The sequence below is a fragment of the Prevotella sp. oral taxon 313 genome (assembly GCF_003043935.1).
GTDB classification, from domain to species: domain Bacteria; phylum Bacteroidota; class Bacteroidia; order Bacteroidales; family Bacteroidaceae; genus Prevotella; species Prevotella jejuni.
The window spans coordinates 65,545-85,015 of the sequence record NZ_PYXE01000002.1; the positions used below are offsets into that span (position 1 = coordinate 65,545).

Annotated in this window: 16 protein-coding genes; 10 read left to right on the forward strand and 6 right to left on the reverse strand. The window is 37.3% G+C overall.

Going from position 1 to position 19,471, the window contains the following annotated elements:
- The first annotated feature begins 40 nt into the window (after positions 1 to 40).
- Positions 41 to 1,366, forward strand: a complete 1,326-nt coding sequence (locus AXF23_RS14395) for an MATE family efflux transporter (protein ID WP_107625954.1) — start codon at positions 41 to 43, stop codon at positions 1,364 to 1,366.
- Here the strand turns inward: AXF23_RS14395 and AXF23_RS14400 are convergent.
- A complete protein-coding gene (locus AXF23_RS14400; RefSeq protein ID WP_009011161.1) occupies positions 1,346 to 1,594 on the reverse strand; it encodes a hypothetical protein in 249 nt (82 codons plus the stop codon). The two genes, AXF23_RS14395 and AXF23_RS14400, sit on opposite strands and share 21 nt — an antisense overlap.
- Positions 1,578 to 2,159: an NUDIX hydrolase gene (locus tag AXF23_RS14405; protein ID WP_089366425.1), complete on the reverse strand. Its 582-nt coding sequence runs from the start codon at positions 2,157 to 2,159 to the stop codon at positions 1,578 to 1,580. Before AXF23_RS14405 ends, AXF23_RS14400 begins: the two co-directional genes overlap by 17 nt.
- Before the next feature lie 834 nt (positions 2,160 to 2,993).
- On the opposite strand from AXF23_RS14405, the gene rplU reads away from it, so the two are divergent.
- Both rplU and rpmA read left to right on the forward strand, forming a co-directional pair.
- Positions 2,994 to 3,311 (forward strand): 50S ribosomal protein L21, encoded by a 318-nt coding sequence (rplU, locus tag AXF23_RS14410; RefSeq protein ID WP_013263975.1) that lies wholly within the window; start codon positions 2,994 to 2,996, stop codon positions 3,309 to 3,311.
- Positions 3,312 to 3,327: 16 nt separating this feature from the next.
- Positions 3,328 to 3,618, forward strand: a complete 291-nt coding sequence (gene rpmA, locus AXF23_RS14415; RefSeq protein ID WP_009011165.1) for a 50S ribosomal protein L27 — start codon at positions 3,328 to 3,330, stop codon at positions 3,616 to 3,618.
- Between the two features lie 906 nt (positions 3,619 to 4,524).
- Here the strand turns inward: rpmA and AXF23_RS14420 are convergent.
- Positions 4,525 to 6,066: a sulfatase-like hydrolase/transferase gene (locus tag AXF23_RS14420; protein ID WP_107625955.1), complete on the reverse strand. Its 1,542-nt coding sequence runs from the start codon at positions 6,064 to 6,066 to the stop codon at positions 4,525 to 4,527.
- 491 nt (positions 6,067 to 6,557) lie between these two features.
- Here AXF23_RS14420 and AXF23_RS14425 point away from each other — a divergent pair, with 491 nt between their 5' ends.
- The 7 genes from AXF23_RS14425 (at position 6,558) to AXF23_RS14455 (ending at position 14,470) form a co-directional block, all read left to right on the forward strand.
- Positions 6,558 to 7,286: an HAD family hydrolase gene (locus tag AXF23_RS14425; RefSeq protein WP_107625956.1), complete on the forward strand. Its 729-nt coding sequence runs from the start codon at positions 6,558 to 6,560 to the stop codon at positions 7,284 to 7,286.
- Positions 7,287 to 7,751: 465 nt separating this feature from the next.
- Positions 7,752 to 8,738 carry an SPFH domain-containing protein gene (locus AXF23_RS14430; RefSeq protein ID WP_107625957.1) on the forward strand — a complete coding sequence of 329 codons (987 nt, stop codon included), beginning with the start codon at positions 7,752 to 7,754 and terminating at the stop codon, positions 8,736 to 8,738.
- Entirely contained in the window at positions 8,735 to 9,070 is a 336-nt protein-coding gene (locus AXF23_RS14435) for a transporter (protein WP_107625958.1), read from the forward strand. Before AXF23_RS14430 ends, AXF23_RS14435 begins: the two co-directional genes overlap by 4 nt.
- A 20-nt stretch (positions 9,071 to 9,090) precedes the next feature.
- Complete coding sequence (locus AXF23_RS14440) at positions 9,091 to 10,503, forward strand: peptide transporter (protein ID WP_107625959.1); 1,413 nt, start codon at positions 9,091 to 9,093, stop codon at positions 10,501 to 10,503.
- A 31-nt stretch (positions 10,504 to 10,534) separates the two neighbouring features.
- The gene (locus AXF23_RS14445; protein WP_107625960.1) at positions 10,535 to 11,920 is read left to right on the forward strand and encodes a TFIIB-type zinc ribbon-containing protein; all 1,386 of its coding nucleotides are present in this window, start codon (positions 10,535 to 10,537) and stop codon (positions 11,918 to 11,920) included.
- Positions 11,921 to 11,942: 22 nt separating this feature from the next.
- Positions 11,943 to 12,701, forward strand: a complete 759-nt coding sequence (locus AXF23_RS14450) for a toxin-antitoxin system YwqK family antitoxin (protein WP_107625961.1) — start codon at positions 11,943 to 11,945, stop codon at positions 12,699 to 12,701.
- 893 nt (positions 12,702 to 13,594) lie between these two features.
- A complete protein-coding gene (locus tag AXF23_RS14455; protein WP_107625962.1) occupies positions 13,595 to 14,470 on the forward strand; it encodes an endonuclease/exonuclease/phosphatase family protein in 876 nt (291 codons plus the stop codon).
- A gap of 296 nt (positions 14,471 to 14,766) precedes the next feature.
- On the opposite strand, the gene AXF23_RS14460 is transcribed toward AXF23_RS14455, so the two are convergent.
- From AXF23_RS14460 to AXF23_RS14470, 3 genes are all read right to left on the reverse strand, one after another.
- The gene (locus AXF23_RS14460; protein WP_107625963.1) at positions 14,767 to 15,882 is read right to left on the reverse strand and encodes a nucleotidyltransferase domain-containing protein; all 1,116 of its coding nucleotides are present in this window, start codon (positions 15,880 to 15,882) and stop codon (positions 14,767 to 14,769) included.
- Positions 15,883 to 15,890: 8 nt separating this feature from the next.
- Positions 15,891 to 17,807 (reverse strand): polysaccharide biosynthesis protein, encoded by a 1,917-nt coding sequence (locus AXF23_RS14465; RefSeq protein ID WP_107625964.1) that lies wholly within the window; start codon positions 17,805 to 17,807, stop codon positions 15,891 to 15,893.
- Between the two features lie 163 nt (positions 17,808 to 17,970).
- On the reverse strand, positions 17,971 to 19,356 hold the full coding sequence (locus AXF23_RS14470; RefSeq protein ID WP_107625965.1) for a toxin-antitoxin system YwqK family antitoxin: 1,386 nt from the start codon (positions 19,354 to 19,356) through the stop codon (positions 17,971 to 17,973).
- Between the last annotated feature and the right edge of the window lie 115 nt (positions 19,357 to 19,471).

Sequence of the window (19,471 nt, forward strand, 5' to 3'; positions counted from 1 at the left end):
AATTATGGCATCAGAAGAACAAACACAACACATTTAGAGTATGACAGAAGGTGCGCCATCACGCGCAATATTGAAGTTTGCCATCCCTCTTATTCTTGGTTATTTATTACAACAAACCTACTTAATCATTGATACTGTCATCGTAGGAAGGTGGATTGGCGTGGGTGCATTAGCCGCTGTTGGAGCGTCAAGCAGTATTATGTTCCTTATTATGGGCTTCTGTAACGGTTCATGTGCAGGCTTCGCTATCCCTGTGGCACAGGCCTTTGGCGCAGGTGACTATCGAAAGATGAGATGTTACGTGAGTAATGCGATGCGCATAGCATTGGTGCTTGCAATTGTCATCACGTTACTTTCCTGCTTCCTTTGTGATAAGATTCTACAGATGGTAAACACGCCAAAGGATGTTTTCAACGATGCTTATATCTTCCTATTCTTACAGTTTTGTGCCATCCCTTTCACCATTGCTTATAACCTGTTGTCTGGTCAGATCCGAGCATTGGGTAACTCTAAACAGCCTTTCTACTTCCTCATTGCTTCTTCAGTATTAAACATTCTACTTGACATAGTGTTCATCTTATTATGTGGAATGGGCGTTGAAGGAGCCGGTATTGCAACGCTACTCAGTCAGGTGTTCGCCTCTTTATTATGCTGGTGGTTTATCAAACGGCACATGACAATCCTTGTTCCGAAAGGTGACGAACGTCAGTTTGATAATAAGAAGATTAGTATCTTATTGAATAATGGTGTCCCAATGGGATTGCAGTTCTCAATCACTTCTATCGGTATTATCATGCTACAAAGTGCTAATAACGCCCTTGGAACAGTGTATGTAGCCTCCTTCACGGCTGCTATTCGTATTAAATACCTCTTTACATGTGTACTTGAGAACATTGGAGTAGCCATGGCAACCTATTGTGGACAGAACCTTAGAGCAAAGAAAATAAGTCGAATAAAGACAGGTATCAATGATGCCATGTGGCTTATGTTAGCCTATTTCGCTATTACCGTTGCCATCATCTATCCTTTTGCAGACAACATGATGATGCTGTTTGTCAATGGGAATGAACAAGATGTAATACTGAATGCGGCCCGACTGATGCGTATCTCTAACTGGTTCTATCCAGCATTAGGAATACTCGTCATCCTTCGCTACAGTATTCAAGGGCTTGGATATAGTAATCTTAGTATGATGAGTGGGGTCATGGAGATGATTGCCCGTTGTGGTGTGAGTATCTGGCTGGTACCAATCTTAGCATGGACAGGAATCTGTTACGCAGACCCTGTTGCTTGGATAATGGCCGATATCTTCCTTATTCCAGCTTATTTCTGGCTTGTAAAACGGTTAAGGAAGCAGTTGGGATAGCGTTTTAATCGCTTCCTGCATGTCTTCTGCGAAACGAGTATGCGTTAAAAGAAATTCGTCACGACCGTTTCCTAATCGTTTATAAAGTTCTGAATTCATTTGTTCAACATACAGACTGATGGCATATTCAATGTCATCTTTCTGTTTATCACTATTTGAGAAGGCGTAAACCTGGTACTTCTGATGAAAGAAGCAGTAGGCGGCTTCAATACTATCTTTTGTTATCATCTTTCTGTAAGGTAAAATATTTCCACAATGGAGCTACCATTAATGCTTGAATAAAATCGCCACGAAGGAGCATTTCTTTTACTTTCTCCTTAGAACAAAGGAACACTTCTATATCTTCTGTGGCATCAAGATGCTGATTATTAGTCTTTTTCACGCCACGAGCATAGAAGCAATGGCAGAGATTATCCATAACCCCAGGATTAGGAGCTATCGTCATTATCTCCTCCCATTCACCACCAGTATAACCAGTCTCTTCCTCCAATTCGCGTTGTGCAGCATGTAATGGTAATTCACCATCCTCCACTACTCCAGCACATATCTCCGTTGAAACAACACCAAGACCGTGTCTATACTGACGTTCCAAGATAAGTTCTCCGTCCTCTGTTTCGGCAATTACGTTTATCCAAGTTGGGTATGAAAGCACATAATACTCGTCATAAACCTTTCCATTGGGCAACTGAACCGTATCACGACGCGCCTTCAACCAAGGTCGGTTGATAAGTTGTTCGGAGGAGAGTGTAGACCACTTCATCTCTTTGTCACTACGTTGTTTTGTCTTATCCATAACATCATAAACTATTGTTCATTAGCTACAAAGTTATTATATTCCCTCTTAATGACCAAATATTCAGCTTGTTGTTTTCTTGTGAAAGGTGGATTACTTTTTCAACAATAAGTGTAGAATATCAATACCCACGCAACTCTCTCCTCTTTATAATAGAAAAAATCAATCAAAAGATTTCTTGTTTATTGACAATAGTACCATTTTATTATCGTATATTTGTAAACAAGATAACAAGGATTTGCCGCATCCTAAATCACTTACTACCAGAGGCATGCTTTGCGGCAAGGCTACTCTATGGAGGACATAACTATGAAACGTAAACCAAAGATGCACAATGAGCAAGAGTTTAACCTTGATAACATCTATCAAGAGGACGATCGTCAGCTTGATAATTTAGACGATACATCCTTTGATATGAGATATAAATAACGATTACTTAGGCCATAACATTTGTGGAATCTCCTCGTAAAACGCTTGGTATGAGTAGCAATGTTATAGGCTTACAGACATTAGTTACATTCTACAAAACCTCCATCTTAACATGAAGGTAGCTTGTCATGTGTTTGTACACATGGGCCTAATGACAGGAAACAAGGGAGTAGAAATCTTGTGTATAGCATCTGTAGTTTCATAGATTTATCCTCTTTCAAAGCAGAGATATGTGCTGCAAATGCTCTAATTATTGTTAATTAAGTAAGAATAATCCCCCATTATTATGTTACATAACATTAATTTTTAGTAACTTTGCACCCGATTATGCCGTTCTGGGCTCAGAACAAGTGCTGAATAGATGCTCAGCCGCCCAACGGTACAAACCCGTTTACAATATAAATAATGTACGCAATTGTAGAAATTAACGGTCAGCAGTTCAAGGCTGAGGAGGGCAAGAAGCTCTTCGTAAACCACATCAAGGATGCGGAAGAAGGCAAGGCTGTTGAGTTTGACAAGGTTCTGTTGGTAGATAACAACGGAACAGTCACAGTAGGCGCACCAACTGTTGAGGGCGCAAAGGTAGTAGCTGAGGTAGTAGCTCCTCTCGTAAAAGGCGACAAAGTAGTTGTCTTCAAGATGAAACGTCGTAAGGACTACAGAAAGAAGAACGGTCATCGTTCACACTTCACTCAGGTAGAAATTAAATCAATTAACGCTTAAAAAGGAGGACTTAAGAATGGCACATAAAAAAGGTGTAGGTAGTTCTAAGAACGGTCGTGAATCAGCTTCAAAGCGTTTAGGTGTTAAGATCTGGGGTGGACAGAAGATTGTCGCAGGCAATATCATTGTTCGTCAGCGCGGTAACAAGCATTTCCCAGGCGAAAACGTTGCACAGGGTAAGGACGACACATTGTATGCTCTTGCAGACGGTGTTGTTTACTTCCACAAGGGCAAGTACAATAAGAGTACTGTTTCTGTCCTTTCAGAGGAGGTTTACGCTGCTAAGACAGTAAAGCCAGAAGCTTAAAGCGAAACAAACAAACAACTATTCCAAACAAACAACATAATCCCGGTCTCCTTATAGGGGCCGGGATTCATGCGTTTATAGGGTCCCCTTCATTCCTTTATCTTTAGCGGAATGTCAATAATATTTACTCTCCTCGCATACATGCCATGCTTTTCAATCACATAGAAGAGGCCTAACTCTATTCAAGAACATGCCCTTCTTATGCGTTGAAAATGCCCTTCTTGGACCAAGAGAGGCGTCTTCTTTATAACGATGTATAATGTATTGAATTAGTGGATGTTATCAACAGTATCTTAAGTGCTACATTACCTATATTTTGATGATGTTTAACGTGATTACATGTAAAGGTTTTTCATATCTTTATTAGTTCTTCATAATTGTACAGTGATTATTACAGCGTGGATTGATGACTAAGACATTATTATTTGATAAGCAATGGTGTGATGGTAAAGAAATAAGAAGAACATTTTGTATAGGTTTATTCATAGTCAAAAACAATGTAACACAGTGATAAAGAGAACCAGTTTCATGTAGGTTTCCCCTTATCATTCTATATAAAAAATGATTCTTTTGTGTACTATATCAACTCCAATTTTGTATCATCATGTTACTTTGTTATAACTAAACATTCCATTGGAAATTACTTTTCCTGTCATATCTGTCATCTAAAAAAGCTATTCAACTAACTGAAAACCAGATTATTTAGTTAAAATGTTAAAAGTGACAGCAAATCAAAATAAAACTTATTTCGGTAATAATGGGTATTAAATATCCTCTCACATTAGTAATCTTTAGTCTTCCATTCTTCATAGGTTTGTGGACTGATGGTATTATAATAACAACAAAAGTCACCTATGGTTATTTACTCCTGAGAGGATAGTATAAAGTTGCCTGCTAATGTTGAAATTACTTACTCCTTTCGTTCTTCAATATATCTTGCATACGAAAGACTTCGTCTGGGTGCTCTGCAACGACATTATTTGTTTCGTATGGGCTGACTGTCATATCATAAAGCTGTGGCACAGGGAGGTTACCTGTTTCTATCTTCGGTCCCCACTGAATCATCTTTGGTCCATTGCTTGGTTCGATATAACGGTATTGCGGTGTCAAGACAGAAAGGACATGCGTGTTAGATTGGCCTATAACATAATCACGTCCCTTCTGATCACTACCGAGAATAGTAGGGAGATAGTTGCGACTATCAGGTGCACTACCCTTAGGGAGTCGTGCATGAACAAGTGAGCCCAATGACGATAATAGGTCTATCTGACTCACAAGGGCTTTTGACACGACTCCTCCTTTAATCTTACGAGGCCAAGATACAATGAATGGTACGGCAGTTCCACCTTCAAAGGCACTATACTTATTGCCACGGAAAGGCCCTGCAGGACTGTGTCCATTAAGTAATTCTTCGGCACGATCTTGATACCCATCATCTACAACAGGTCCGTTATCGCTTGTAAGAATAATGAGTGTATTGTCATCTATCTTTAGTTCATGCAGCTTCTTCAGTAACTGTCCGACAGTCCAATCAAACTGAACAATAGCGTCTCCACGCACTCCCATTGGATTCTTCCCACGGAAACGCTCATGAGGAAAGCGTGGAACATGAACATCATTCGTTGCGAAATACATAAAGAAAGGCTCTTTCTTATGTTTGTCAATGAATTTCATAGCATGAGAAAGGATGGAGTCTGCAATGTTCTCATCCTTCCATAGAGCTTTACCCCCACCCTTCATATATCCTATTCTACCAATGCCATTGACGATAGACATATCATGACCATGGCTCGAACGCATATTATAAAGGAGTTCTGGGTTCTTACGTCCTGTTGGTTCACCATCAAAGTTTTTCACGTATGACACTTCTATTGGATGAGTTGGGTCATAGTTAGCTACTACCCCATTCTCGATAAAAACACATGGGACACGGTCTGCTGTGGCAGCCATGATATAATGATAATCAAAACCGAGGTCACCTAAAGACTCTGGTAAAGGTGCATTCCAGTCTTGTTCACCACCCTTATCGCCCAAGCCGAGGTGCCATTTGCCTATAGCACAGGTCGCATAGCCACGACTCTTAAACATGTCAGCCATCGTAAACTGGCTGGGTTTGATAATCATTCCAGCATTGCCAGCAGCAACATCAGTACCTTCTCGACGCCAAGCATACTCACCCGTGAGAAGTGAATACCTTGAAGGAGTACTTGTAGCAGCAACAGCATGGCCGTTCATAAACTGAATACCAGACTTTGCAAGTCTATTGATATTAGGTGTATGAACGTTTTTAGCACCATAACACTCTAAATCACCATAACCAAGATCATCAGCTAATATGATAATCACATTAGGCTTTTCTGTTGTCGTTCCACGTGTCTGTGCTATCATTTTCTGTCCCGTTCCGAAAGCTGAAGATAACAAGGCTATTGTCAAGAGTTTTTGTTCCATTTTGTTTTTAGTCTCCAATTAGGTGTGTTGTCTGAGTTTATATGATATTAACAATTACACAATAGTATTTAAGTGTAGGTCATTATCACAGACAAAAGTGACCACAAAGAAAGCAAAAATAATTGAGATAATCAAACTTTTCGTCGTTTTAAATACTCCAATCATGTACTCTGTATTGGGTTCTCATGTGTTAACAAGAATCATAACAAAAACATGTTAGTTAACAGAAATATTTGTTTTGTCGATAAATATATAGTGTTTGAATATAATTAATAAAAGCAAAATTAACATTTATGATGGTAAAAATATTGTTGAAAAACTTGTAATAACGAAAAAAAGAATTATCTTTGCTGCGAAAAGAAAGAAAAGGAGGTTTTTATTATAGTTGAAAGGAAGATTATTATTTACCGTCTACGACCAGCCTTCATTGGACAAGGTTCAATGAAGAAGAGAATGTCCACGATAACAATAATATTTAATTTTTTAGGCTTATGACGGAGATTTCACTTATAGCATTTGATGCTGACGACACACTGTGGGGTAGCCAAACCTACTTTGATACAGTGAAGAAAGTGTACTGTGAGATACTTGCCCCATACGCTTCGGCTGATGAGGTGTCCCATGCTCTCCGCGCCACTGAAAAGGCTAACATACCACTCCTTGGTTATGGAAGTAAAGCTTTCATGTTATCACTAATAGAGAATGCGGTCAAAATCAGTCACGGAAAGGTAAAGGGATATGACATAGGGCAGATTGTTGAGGTTAGTAAGGAATTACTACGACTACCGGGTCACCCTTTCGATGGTGTTAAAGCAACATTGGCAAAGCTTCGTGACACTGGAAGATACCGAATGGTTGTGTTTACTAAAGGAGAATTGCTTGATCAGGAAAATAAGTTTCAACGTTCGGGACTACGTCCCTACTTTGATGATATTGTTATTGTATCGGAGAAGACGCCTGATGCTTATAATCGATTATGCAAACAGTTTGGCGTAAAGGTAGGGCAACTACTGATGGTTGGAGATTCGTATTCAGAAGATATTGCTCCTGTTTTGGAGATAGGAGGATGGGCTGTTCATATCCCTAATGATATGGACAGTGAAGATATAGAATATCTTAATAAAATTCATCCACACCTATTAAGATTGTCAAGGTTTGCTGAACTTATAGAGTTCTTAAGTCCTTATCCAAGATTAATAGACGAGAGTATACTCTCCTGATGTTGTATCAATGACAGATTGTGCATTATGTTCTTTAAGATAGATTACTTTAACATGTACATGTATTGAGTATTCCTTATTAAGGAAATAATATGCTAACATAATGATGAGTAGGAAGAAAACGAAGTGGTTTTCTTCCTACTTTTGCTTTTTACCATCCTTACTAATCTTATACATGAGGTTTGTAAGCATTTGTGTCAAATACTTGCTCCACCAGAGAAGGATAGTCTTTTTGTTGAAAGTTAGTATCTACTGGTAGTAAAACAACACTTTATTATTATTTAATATATAATAATTTTATAAGCAATTCATCAATATTTAATAATAAATAATAGGATTTATTGTGATAACTAATGCTGTTGGTTTCATTATAAATCATTATTTTTGCAATATTATAAGAAGTTAAGACACATAATCTTATACGACAAAGAGGAATATAATTACTAATAAGTTACAGTAGAATCTATGGGAATAAAGAATTTCTTCAAACGCCAAATGAGGACCGTCATAGAGTGGAAAGAGCAAGATAACAGACTTCTCTTCCATCAGCTGGAAACCACAACTGACGAGATAAAAGATGCCAGTAAGCTGATAATTGCACCTGGACAGGGCTGCATTGTCGTTTATGATGGACAGGTAAAAGCCACACTTACAGAGGCTGGAGTGTATGAGATGGAGTCTGATAACCATCCTTTTATCACAACTTTACTTAATATCTCACAGCAAGCAGAGAGTGAACACAAAATGAGGTTCTATTTCTTTCGTACGGCCGAGATGGTGAATATCCTGTGGGGAACAGCTTCACCAGTGAAATACATAGAGCCTGACTATCAATTACCAGTGGCTCTTGGAGTTTGTGGAAACTTCTCTGTAAAGATACAAGACGCTGCACAAATGTTTGTAACACTGCTGGGAACGATGTCTAACTACTATGCGGAAGACGTGCAAGAACTTGTTTCTTCTCGCATCGTAACACCTCTCACCGCCTTTCTTGCAGTCAAAGCTTACCCTTATCGAGAGATTGATACCCATTTAGGTGAACTTTCCACGGAGTTGCGAGATAAGACTTCTGAAGAGTTATCACGTCTTGGTTTACAGTTGACCGACTTCCGCATTGCCTCAGTCACATTCGATGAAGATACGATGGAACGCATTGGTAGGATTGCAAACATGACTACTGAGAAGCATGCAGCAGCCGAAGTTGACCTTGACTACACTGGATTGCAGAAGTTAGGAGCCTTACGTGATGCTGCAAAGAATGAAGGTGGACTGGCAGGAGCTGGCTTGCAAATGGGAGCAGGACTACAGTTAGCACAAGACATATTCAAGTCGGGCGATACCAATAGTGACCCTACTCTACGCCTACGAAAGCTCAAAAAACTCTTGGATGAGCAGCTCATCACAAATGAAGAATATGAACAAAAGAAGAACGAAATACTTTCTAAATTATGAATAAAGTCCTAATCCCCGCCATATCAGTCCTCTTTGTCAATATCATTGCAGGTCTCGTCCTCTCTGTCTATCCTTTGGCAAACATGCTCTACACGAGTGTTACCATTATAGTCAACACTCTATTGGTTGTAATGTTGTTTGCTCTTGGTGCTGAGCGTACTCATCGTTTGAGCCTTGGTATGCTCTTCCTTATTGCAGGAGTAGTAGAGTTTGTCAGTGGATTAATAGCACCAAGTAGTGTAAAAGATAACTGGTGGATAATTCTCTTTGCCATCTTTACAGCTGTAGAAGTTATTTTATGTTATCTAACCATACACTATAAAAAACGATAAACATACAGGAACGTAATTCGATGTCAATAAAGATAAGACCAATAAAGTGCCCGAACTGTGGTAGCGAGAAGCATGATCAATTGAATGAAAAACTCTATCGCTGCAAAAACTGTGGGACAGAATACTTTTTAGATGACGATGACATAACAGTTCATGTCAAGCATGATTTTAACTACGCTGGCTTTACGCAACCTAAAAGAGAGTCTAAAAACTCCTTTAGTAATACGAAGAGGAATTTCGTAGTTATTGGTATCGTCTTTTTGTTTCTGATTGGTGCTATGTTTTTGTGGGATGGAAATAACAAAGGGAAAAATCGTCTTTTCTCAAGTGACTTATTCTCAAACGACTCCATTAGTGTAGTGGATCAATATAATATCATCCTTCCAATGATGCATAAAGGACGAGTTTGTTTCTTCTATATAACGGAACGTAATATTGATTATAAGATTGATGATGATAAGACTTTAGCCGATGGTTACTATTATGGATTTGTCGATGCACAGACTGGGAAAGTGTTAGCTGATAAGCTCCTCATCAGTGATGATGAGAGCAAAAGAGTTGATATGACATCGATTAATGGACTTAAGATATGGCATCTTTACCAAGCAGATAAGTGGTTATGCCTCATTCCTAAGCAGTTTATCTATGAGATTAATCCGCAAACACTCACTATGAACAATATCTCAAAGACTATATTTGCTAATAAGAAAGCAATGTCTAGTGGGATTTCATCAGTGGATTTTATCTATCGAACAAGCGATTTCTTTGATTTTTCATTAGAGGGAGATGAGGGCTTAGAAATATCTAACAACTTGGCAGAAGTTTACTATTATTTCCCTGCCACAGACCATCTATATACAGAAGAAGCCTATAATTACGCAAAAGAACTACCATCATCTGAATTAAAAGGAGAGATGCGTGATAGCGTATTATACATATTAGAAAGCAAGAAGTCTAATGCCTCTTCAAGCAAAGAAAGTCAAAACAAGCTAACAAGAATACAATTCACGTATCACCTTGGGAATCCTAAATACTTTAGCAATCCCTCAAACAAGAAATACGATTTTGTGGCTAAAGACATACAAGTAGTTGGCCGTCAGGAAATATCAGACTGGTTCACAGGATTCGATGCAAACATTATTTTACAAGATTCAACATACATACTTATTTGGTATAAAACCAATATATCGGAGAATACACCAGCTGTTCTTCAGCTAAGAAACACTAATGGAAAGATTCTATGGACGCGTTCTCTTGAGTATCCTATACGGCTTTATGCTACTATAAGAGACAATCGTAAGATATGGTTTAGTGCAAGTAAAAAGACCCCAGAACATTATGACGAAAATTACATAATAAGCTTCACATTGAAAGAAGGCAAGCTAAAATACGAATATCAGTTTGATAGAAATCATAAAGTAAAGAAGCACTAAGTATTAATAAAAGTACAGATAAAGTAATACAATGTCAACAAAGATAAGACCCATAAAGTGCCCGAATTGTGGTAGTGAGAAACATGTCCAATTGGGGGACAAACTCTATCGCTGTAAAAGCTGTGGGACAGAATATTTCTTGGATGACGATGATATAACCGTTCATGTCAAACATCACTTTGATAATGGAGGCTTTTCCAGCTTCAATGGAAACTCCAACGTCTCCATAACTAGTATAGCCAAAGTATTCGCCATCATAGGTGTTATCACTTTCTTTCTACTCTTTATGATAATATACGGATTGAGATCTTCCAGTCCAAGTGTTAGTTCGCGCGATTCTATTAGCGTTGAGGATACATATAGAGCCATTGTTCCTGTAAGATATAACGGGCGTGTTTGTTTCTTCTATCTAACCAATCGCAGTTTCAGTAACTGGTATTCTGACGACGAAACTCCACCAACGGGTTACTATTATGGCTTTATCGATCCAGATAGCGGAAAGGTGTTAGCTGACAAACTTTTCATCAGTGATGACGACGCAAGGAAGATTGGTATGACAGCTTTCCACATGCTTGAGATACAGTATCTGAATCAAGTCAAGAAGTGGTATATCACGATACCTTCTCAGTTTATACTTGAGATTGATCCACAGACACTCACGTTGAAAAACGTCACAAAGACTATCTTTGCCAAGAAGAAAGCTATGTCGAGTGGTATCTCATCAGTAAACTTTATCTCTGATACCTATGAAGACCATGCAAGTACGTCGGGTGTTGGTGAGGGACTCAAGGTAGTTAACAACTTGGCTGAGACTTATTATTATTTCCCTGCCACAGACCGCCTTTATACAGAAGACGCATATAATTACGCAAAGGAACTACCAATTTCAGAACTCAATGGAGAGGTGCGCGATAGTGTATTTTATATATTAGAACGAAAGGATGCAAGTGAAAACTCAAGCCAAACAAGCCAAAATAAACTTTGGAGAATACGCTTCATGTATCACTTAGGTGACCCTCAGGACGCTGGTTATTTCCTATATGGTATGGAAAACAAACGTGGTGATGATCGAATGATTAGCCATAATCCAATAACAGGATGGTTCACTGGTTTTGAAACATTGATAGATTATCAAGATGCGAAATATATCCTTATAGAGTATAAAACCAGTATTTCAAAAGATGCACCTACGGTTCTTCAGCTGAGAAATACTAATGGTGTAGTCCTTTGGACACACTCTCTTGAACTTCCAATGAAGATTCGGGGCATCATGCGAGATAATCAAAAGATATGGTTTAGAGCGACCAAAGAAAACAATAGTGGTGATGACGAAGACTACATAGCGAGCCTAACATTAAAGGAAGGTTATCTGAAATACGAGTATAAGTTTGCTACTAATCATAAGGTTCCAAAGTAATAAGTATTAAACACAAATATATATGAGAATGATTAAAATCCTTCTAATTTCACTAATCGCACTACCTTTAGCATGTAACGCACAGGTAAAGAAGACTGTAGAGACCTACGACAATGGACAAATAAAGTCGATTTCTTATAAAAATAAAAAGACAGGCTTGCTTGAAGGGCATTGTGTTAGTTATATGGAAGATGGCCGCTTGTTACTGGAAGAAGACTATAAGGAAGGCCTACGAGACGGACAGGTAAAGTATTACGATAGATATGGTAATATCGCAAGTATCGTGAGTTATGTCAAAGGAGAGAAGCAGGGTAAGCTCTATATGTATAAAAAGACAAGTTTTCCCGGTGAGACTCCTCGACTCGACTACATCGAGAACTACGAGAAAGGAAAGCTACAGGGAATGACCTATGTGTACGATCAGTATGGGCAGAAGATTATCGAACGCGCACGTTATGTAGATGGTTTATGTATCGAAGATACCACTACAATTCCACGAGGTACGCTCTATGAGTGGGTGACGAAAGGACCTGACGGAACTTATTTCACGGGTATACACAAGAGTAAATTTGTACCAGTAAAGAAGAATGTGACTGTTCGGCAAATTATAAGGAGGGCTCCTGTTGTACAACGCTCAACAACAGCGAAGAATGTTAAGGCTAAGCCCGTTCTACGACACAACCCTACTCCTATCACTAAGCCAAAACCCCAATCACAGCCTAAAATAGAGTCTAAACCACACATGAAGACGAACGAAGATGGTACAATTAGAATGGAGTAGAATTACGTTGACAAAGTAGTATCAAAAACAAATTTATCTTTTGGTGTTATTCTGTCTCTTGTATATTCCCTTGAAAGGATTAAAAAATAAAAGACTGGGACCTACTATGAGTTCCAGTCTTTTGCGTTTAGTTGACTTTAATACTATTCATTCATCAAGGCAAAAGTGACAAAACCAACGATAACTGTTATCTTTTCTACGATAGATGTGTTTGAATAGATGACAGTTTATCTGCAAACATGCTTAAAAGAAGGCTACTTAAAGGTTCATCTTTTCATTATGTCATTAGGACAAAGCTTGTTTTCTAATTAGAACAACACAGGCTTATTAATACAAATAGAAACTGCTCATGAAACCAATTTCTGGTCTTAATGTAAACATTTTTCGCCCTTCTAACCTCTTACACATGGTCTTTAAGCTTATAAAAGAGGCCTATTTAGCTTGCAGAACATGCCCTTCTTGCGTGTTGAAAACGCCTCTCTTGGCGCAAGAAGGGCGTCTTTAACAATGCTATAGGTAACATCTTGATTTATTGATGGTTACATGATTCATTCTAAGGTGATTTATACTCTTTTATTGAATGCTTTTAACTCGTTTATATGTAATATATTTTTATTTTGACACGGGTTCCATTAAAGGATGTTGTAATTACAGAAATTACGCAATGATGATACAAGTCAAATTAAACTTAAAGTCCAATTTAGTTTTAGCTAACATAATCCTACTTGCTTTAAGATTAAGCTTAAAGGATGTCGAATTGTCTAAATAAAAGAAGAGGTAATATGATGGAATATAGAAAACATTGTGTACTTTTGTAAATTAGAAAGTATATTGTAAATAAAAGGCATCCTTAGTTTACAATATAATCAACTGAATATCAATGGACTTAAATCATGTATAAACAACTGACAACACTAATCCTTGCATTACTACTAAGCAGTAGTTTTTATGCTCAACAACTCTATGTGGGCACATATAACATCCGTTACAATAATCCTAATGATGAACATGAGGGGAACGCATGGGCACTACGCTGTCCACCATTATGCGATTTCATTAATTTTGAACAGCCAGAAATATTCGGTACTCAGGAGGTTCTTGTAGATCAACTACATGACTTAAGCAAAGGACTGAATGGTTATGACTATATCGGTATAGGACGAGAAGATGGAAAGGAGAAGGGAGAATATGCAGCAATCTTTTATAAGAAAGATCAACTCAGACTATTAGACAGTGGTAATTTCTGGCTTTCTTCAACTCCTGAACACTCCTCATTAGGATGGGATGCAGCTTGTATTCGTATTTGTACATGGGGAGAATTTCAAGATAAAACATCTGGCAAGAAGTTCTTTTTCTTCAATACTCACATGGACCACGTGGGTGTTGTAGCACGGAGAGAGAGTGCACAACTAATTCTGAAACGCATTAGTCAACTGGCAAAGGGTCTCCCTACCATTCTAACGGGTGACTTTAATGTTGATCAAACAGATGAGATCTATCAGATATTCTCTAACTCTGGAATACTACACGACTGTTATACCAACGCTCAACAGCGTATGGCACCCACAGGAACATGGAATGATTTTATACAGGATAGCCGTAGTAAATCTCGTATTGACCACATTTTTGTTACAAGAGATTTTGATGTTCCGCATTACGCCATCTTTACCAACAGCTATTGGCTCGGTAAGTCACGGCGTAATATATCTGATCATTATCCAGTAATGGTAAAACTCTCTTATTCAAAAAATAAGACTTTACAAAAGTAATATCGATTTCCTTTTATTCTGAAGTAAGTGAGATAGAAAGAAATACAATATTAGTCGGATATACTATCACCTCTTATACAACAAAAGAACAATTGCCCCTTTATTTTTTTAAGTACCGAACACCATTGGAGATAAACACTATTCTCCTTTGGTGTTCGCATATTGCATAGCTATTCCGCTTTACTTTTCGATTATTATTATTCTAACTTCTCCGTATAGACTATATCTTAAATAATATCTCTTTATTACTTAGATGCGTATTTAAAATTTATATTAATAATCAGAATTATCCTTACTTAGATACCTTTCAAGTCACCTCTAAATGCCATGAGAGCTTTACGTGGAATTGAAGAAAAGATAGAAGCTTTTATTTCACGAGGCGAAAAGCGATAAAACCGATAATAAAGCTGTAATTTTCTATAAGTAGTAACAAGGAAATATTGGGCCTTAAACTTGAATTTTCTATTATGCCCGTGAAAACCAAAGTTACCACCGAACCATACAATATCCATAAATTGATCCATTCCTTTTAGAGACTCGCTATCAGAAGGTAGCGGTAAAAGTATATACTTCTCATCCATCCCTAAAACATTTACCAATATTAACTGTACTACTTCAAAAGCTTTTCTAAAATCTAATGCATCTAACCAATTAAGAAATTTCTGCTTATCAATAACACCATAATAACTCTTCAAAAGAATGGCGACATCAGAGAACTGACGTAATCCTACTCCCAACTCAATTAGATGATGATAAAGATGTAGGAAAGTATACAGCACATTTAAAGTTGGTTCTAACGTAGGAACTAAACACCCATCTACTTCAACATATGTAGGAGAAACTGAACGAAAGATATCATCCCATATCTTTTGTGATTTATCACTTGCAAATCTCATCAAGCAATGATGCAGCTCTAAAATAATAGAGTTGTGAACTAACTCGTAGTGTTGTTCCGTTGGTTTTCCTTCTGTATGTATCCCCCATGTGTTTGCCATTGCAGTTATAACCTTAGGAAGATTTCTTTTATCACAATAAAAATCAATATCTCCTGGTGTACGGGTAAGGGGATTTGGATAATACTTACCAACCGTTTGACCCTTAACGATTATAGAGTTTATGCTATTATCTATAAATAATTTACATAATAAATGTAGTTCTGAATTAAGAGTCTTATTTGCAATAGCAATCCTACTTTGGATTGCTAAGACCTTCATAACATCTTCTCGCTCTAAAGAAACATTATTTCTAATTAAACTATTAGCAATTATGCCCAATACAGCCTGCTTAGAAGCTAACTCGTAAATGGAAAGAAACTCTAAATGACTTAGAGTTAGTTCCAAAGGGGTTTGCCATAATTCGCTCCTTAAGAGTTTTAAGAAATTAGAAATAGAAGCAGACTGAATATTGGTCATAAATCGAATTATTTATCGAGGACAGAATATTTACTATTATTACTTACATACTCTGGAACGATCTCCTTCATCTTCTCAACAATTGCCATATTATCGTAAGTATGACTTAAAGCAATTAATGCTTCAATTTGCTTGTTTACCTCATTGTAGTCATACTCACGAACTTCCGCTATACGGATCTTCTCATGGAAGCTTGGGAGAGTATTTTCCGTTGTACTTAATACTTCTTCATATAGTTTCTCACCAGCACGTAAGCCCGTGTATTCGATATCAATATTCTTAGCACCAGAAAGCTTTATCATTCGCTTGGCAAGGTCAGCAATCTTGACAGGCTTACCCATATCGAAGACAAAAATCTCTCCTCCACCTCCATGTGTACCTGCTTCGAGCACTAATTTACATGCTTCTGGAATAAGCATAAAGAAACGAATAATATTTGGATCAGTAACAGTAACAGGTCCGCCAGCTTTAATCTGCTTTTCAAATAAAGGTATTACAGATCCATTTGAACCTAATACATTACCAAAACGAGTAGTTACAAATTGTGTTGCAGGTTTACCGTTAGCCTGGTCATTAATCATTTTATTAAGACTTTGACAATAGATTTCACAGATACGTTTAGAACAACCCATTACGTTTGTTGGGTTAACTGCCTTATCTGTTGAGACCATGACAAATTTCTTAACACCATACTTTACACTGAGGTCAGCAATAACTTTCGTTCCCCATATATTGTTCTGCACACTTTCTGATGGATTATTTTCCATCATAGGTACATGCTTATATGCTGCAGCATGAAATACATAGTCAGGCTTATATGTCTTGAATATCTCCTCCATACGGTCATAGTTAGAAATACTCGCAACAATAGTATGAGCCTTAATATCAGGCCATTCAAACTGCATCATTAAGCGAATATTATGCTGGGGAGTCTCTGCTTGGTCAATAAGAATAAGCTCAGCAGGCTTATATATAGCAATCTGACGTACCATCTCCGAGCCAATACTACCAGCAGAACCAGTAATCATAATCTTCTTATTACGTAAGAGATTACCAATGGAATCCATGTCTACATTGATTTGATCACGTGGTAATAAGTCTTCAATACTTATCTCCTTAAGCTGTACCTTCGTGTAATCATCGTCTTTAGACCACTCTTTTTCAGCATGACTCATAAAGATCTGAACTCCAAGATTCAATAGGATATCTTGTAATTTCGTATCATTACGGAAACGTGCGTTCTGTAATGGAGAAACTAAAACAGCCTTTATTTTCAATGCTTTAATGCGCTCAGCAAGATTATCATCAACCAGATATATCTTCTGCCCCATAAGTATTCGACCACTAATGGATGGGTCATGAGCTATAAAACCTTTCAGAAGGAATTTGCATGGCTTATCTGTTCTTATGCTTTTTGCTAATCCAACACCACCATCCTTCACACCATAGATAAGCGTACGAACACCTTTATCAGTGTTAAACAGCACATCATAAAGTGATTTCGTTATGATACGGAAAGCCATCATACCTATTGTTGCAACAAGATACATTGCTGCAATTTGTCTACCTTGTAAACGAACAAACTCAAGATTCCAATGATAGACAACATAATGCATTACCTCCGCAACCGCAAGAGACAATAACATTGCTAATACTACTCGCTGTAAATCAACAAAAGAGGAGTAGCGAATGATACCTGAATATGTACGGAAAATTCTGAAACCAATAAGGTTAAAGATCATGTACATGAAGATTGTTTTGGATAATAATACAATATGCTGAGGAGAAACCGCACCATGAAAAAACATCCAAAACACAAAGATACCTGACAGATAACAGATAACAATGTCAATAGCCAATATGACCCAATATGGCAAGGCATTTCGCGAAAGATACCAATTTAGTAGCTTATCAAATATTTTCATAATCACATTTAATTGTTTATAGGTAATTACTCACCTTATTTTATGAGTCTTCTCGTTCTCTTTTAGTAGAAAATATAATTTATCCTGCAAATATACTAAAAAAAAGTAAATAGTTAGCTGAAGTCTATAAATATTTATTTTAATAAACTAAAAAACTTCTATTCTATCTTATATCCATCTGAATGTGATATAATCCAGCATAGAGATTTGGCTGATGAGTAAAGGTAACAACGACTTCATGTTCACCGTAGTTTGTTGAGTTAGCCTTAGGCTCAAGTACAAAATTACCATTCGTTGATTGATAATCTAATCCACCAAGTGGCTTATATCCGGCATTGATAGCTTCTTGGGCAATATGATACATTTCTTCTTCCGACCATGTAAAAATATTAATGCGCTCTATCGTTAGCATTTTCCCTAAGGCTGTACCAAAATAACCAATCTGTCTTGGATTGTTACCCGTAATCTTATCATTGCTGTTTTGTACATCATAAGACATGTTATGATGGAAGATGAATTCCTTTTGTGCACCAAACCCATCAATAATTTGTGAAGTATTGAGTTGGAATTTACGACTAATATCAGTCAAGACATCTAAACTTTTAACCCTCTCATTATCATTACTCAACATGCTAAGGAGGTATGAAAAGTTAAACATTCTTACCTGTGTAGAATTTCTTTTTGAACTCTTCTCTACTTTAACAGGTTCTGTTTTCTCAGCTGAACTATCAGGATACTTTATATTAGCAACGTAACGATCTTCTTTTGTTGAATTTGTAGAAGCTTCTTTCTTTGTGCCCTTTGAAGATTTAACATCATCTGTAGTTGCTGTACCTTGTACTATCTGAGAACCTTTATAATCCCGTGTAAGATTCTCTTTGGTCGTTTTTGTATCCTTAACCTCTACAATCTTTTGCTTGTCATTATTTCCTCTCGCTTTACTAATACTTTTAGACTGTGCCATTAGCAATGCCTCGTCATGACGATAATGTTCACAGAATTCATCTTCGTTTGTGTTTTTATTAATATAATGATCCTTACCACCTTTGATCTCATTTACCTTAGTACCATTACGCCAAATGGTTGTATATTCTAATCGGCCACCTTCTGTATAAGTATAACATGGGCCGTCAAGTAGACCATTACGATAAGACAATTTCATTCCTATATTACCATTAGGAAAGAAGGAGAGCGCTCGACCATTAGCTTTTCCATTCTTATATTGCAAGACAGATTCTACCCTACCCGACTTATGGAAAGTCCGACAAACACCGTTCAATATTGTGTATTTATCATTTTGTCGGTTAATACTTATATAATGCTTCTCGGCTTGTAATTGTCCAGTAATGTAATAGTCATAAAACATCTTCTGTCCTTTATCATCGAGCGCTAAAACTCTATAATATGAAGCATTATTAGCATTGGGTACTCCCTGCCATTGGCTATTATAGAAGAAAGCACCATGAGGGATATAAGTACGTGTTACACGTTGTGCTGTCGCAACTGTAAATAAGGTACTTAAAAGTATTATAAAGTACAAACGTTTCATATACAAATCTCTAATTCATTTGCAAATATACACCAACCAATACAAAAAAAAGAATTTTCTCATGTTTTTTTCTTTAAATATCGACCGTATATCAAAACAAAGTATTATCTTTGTC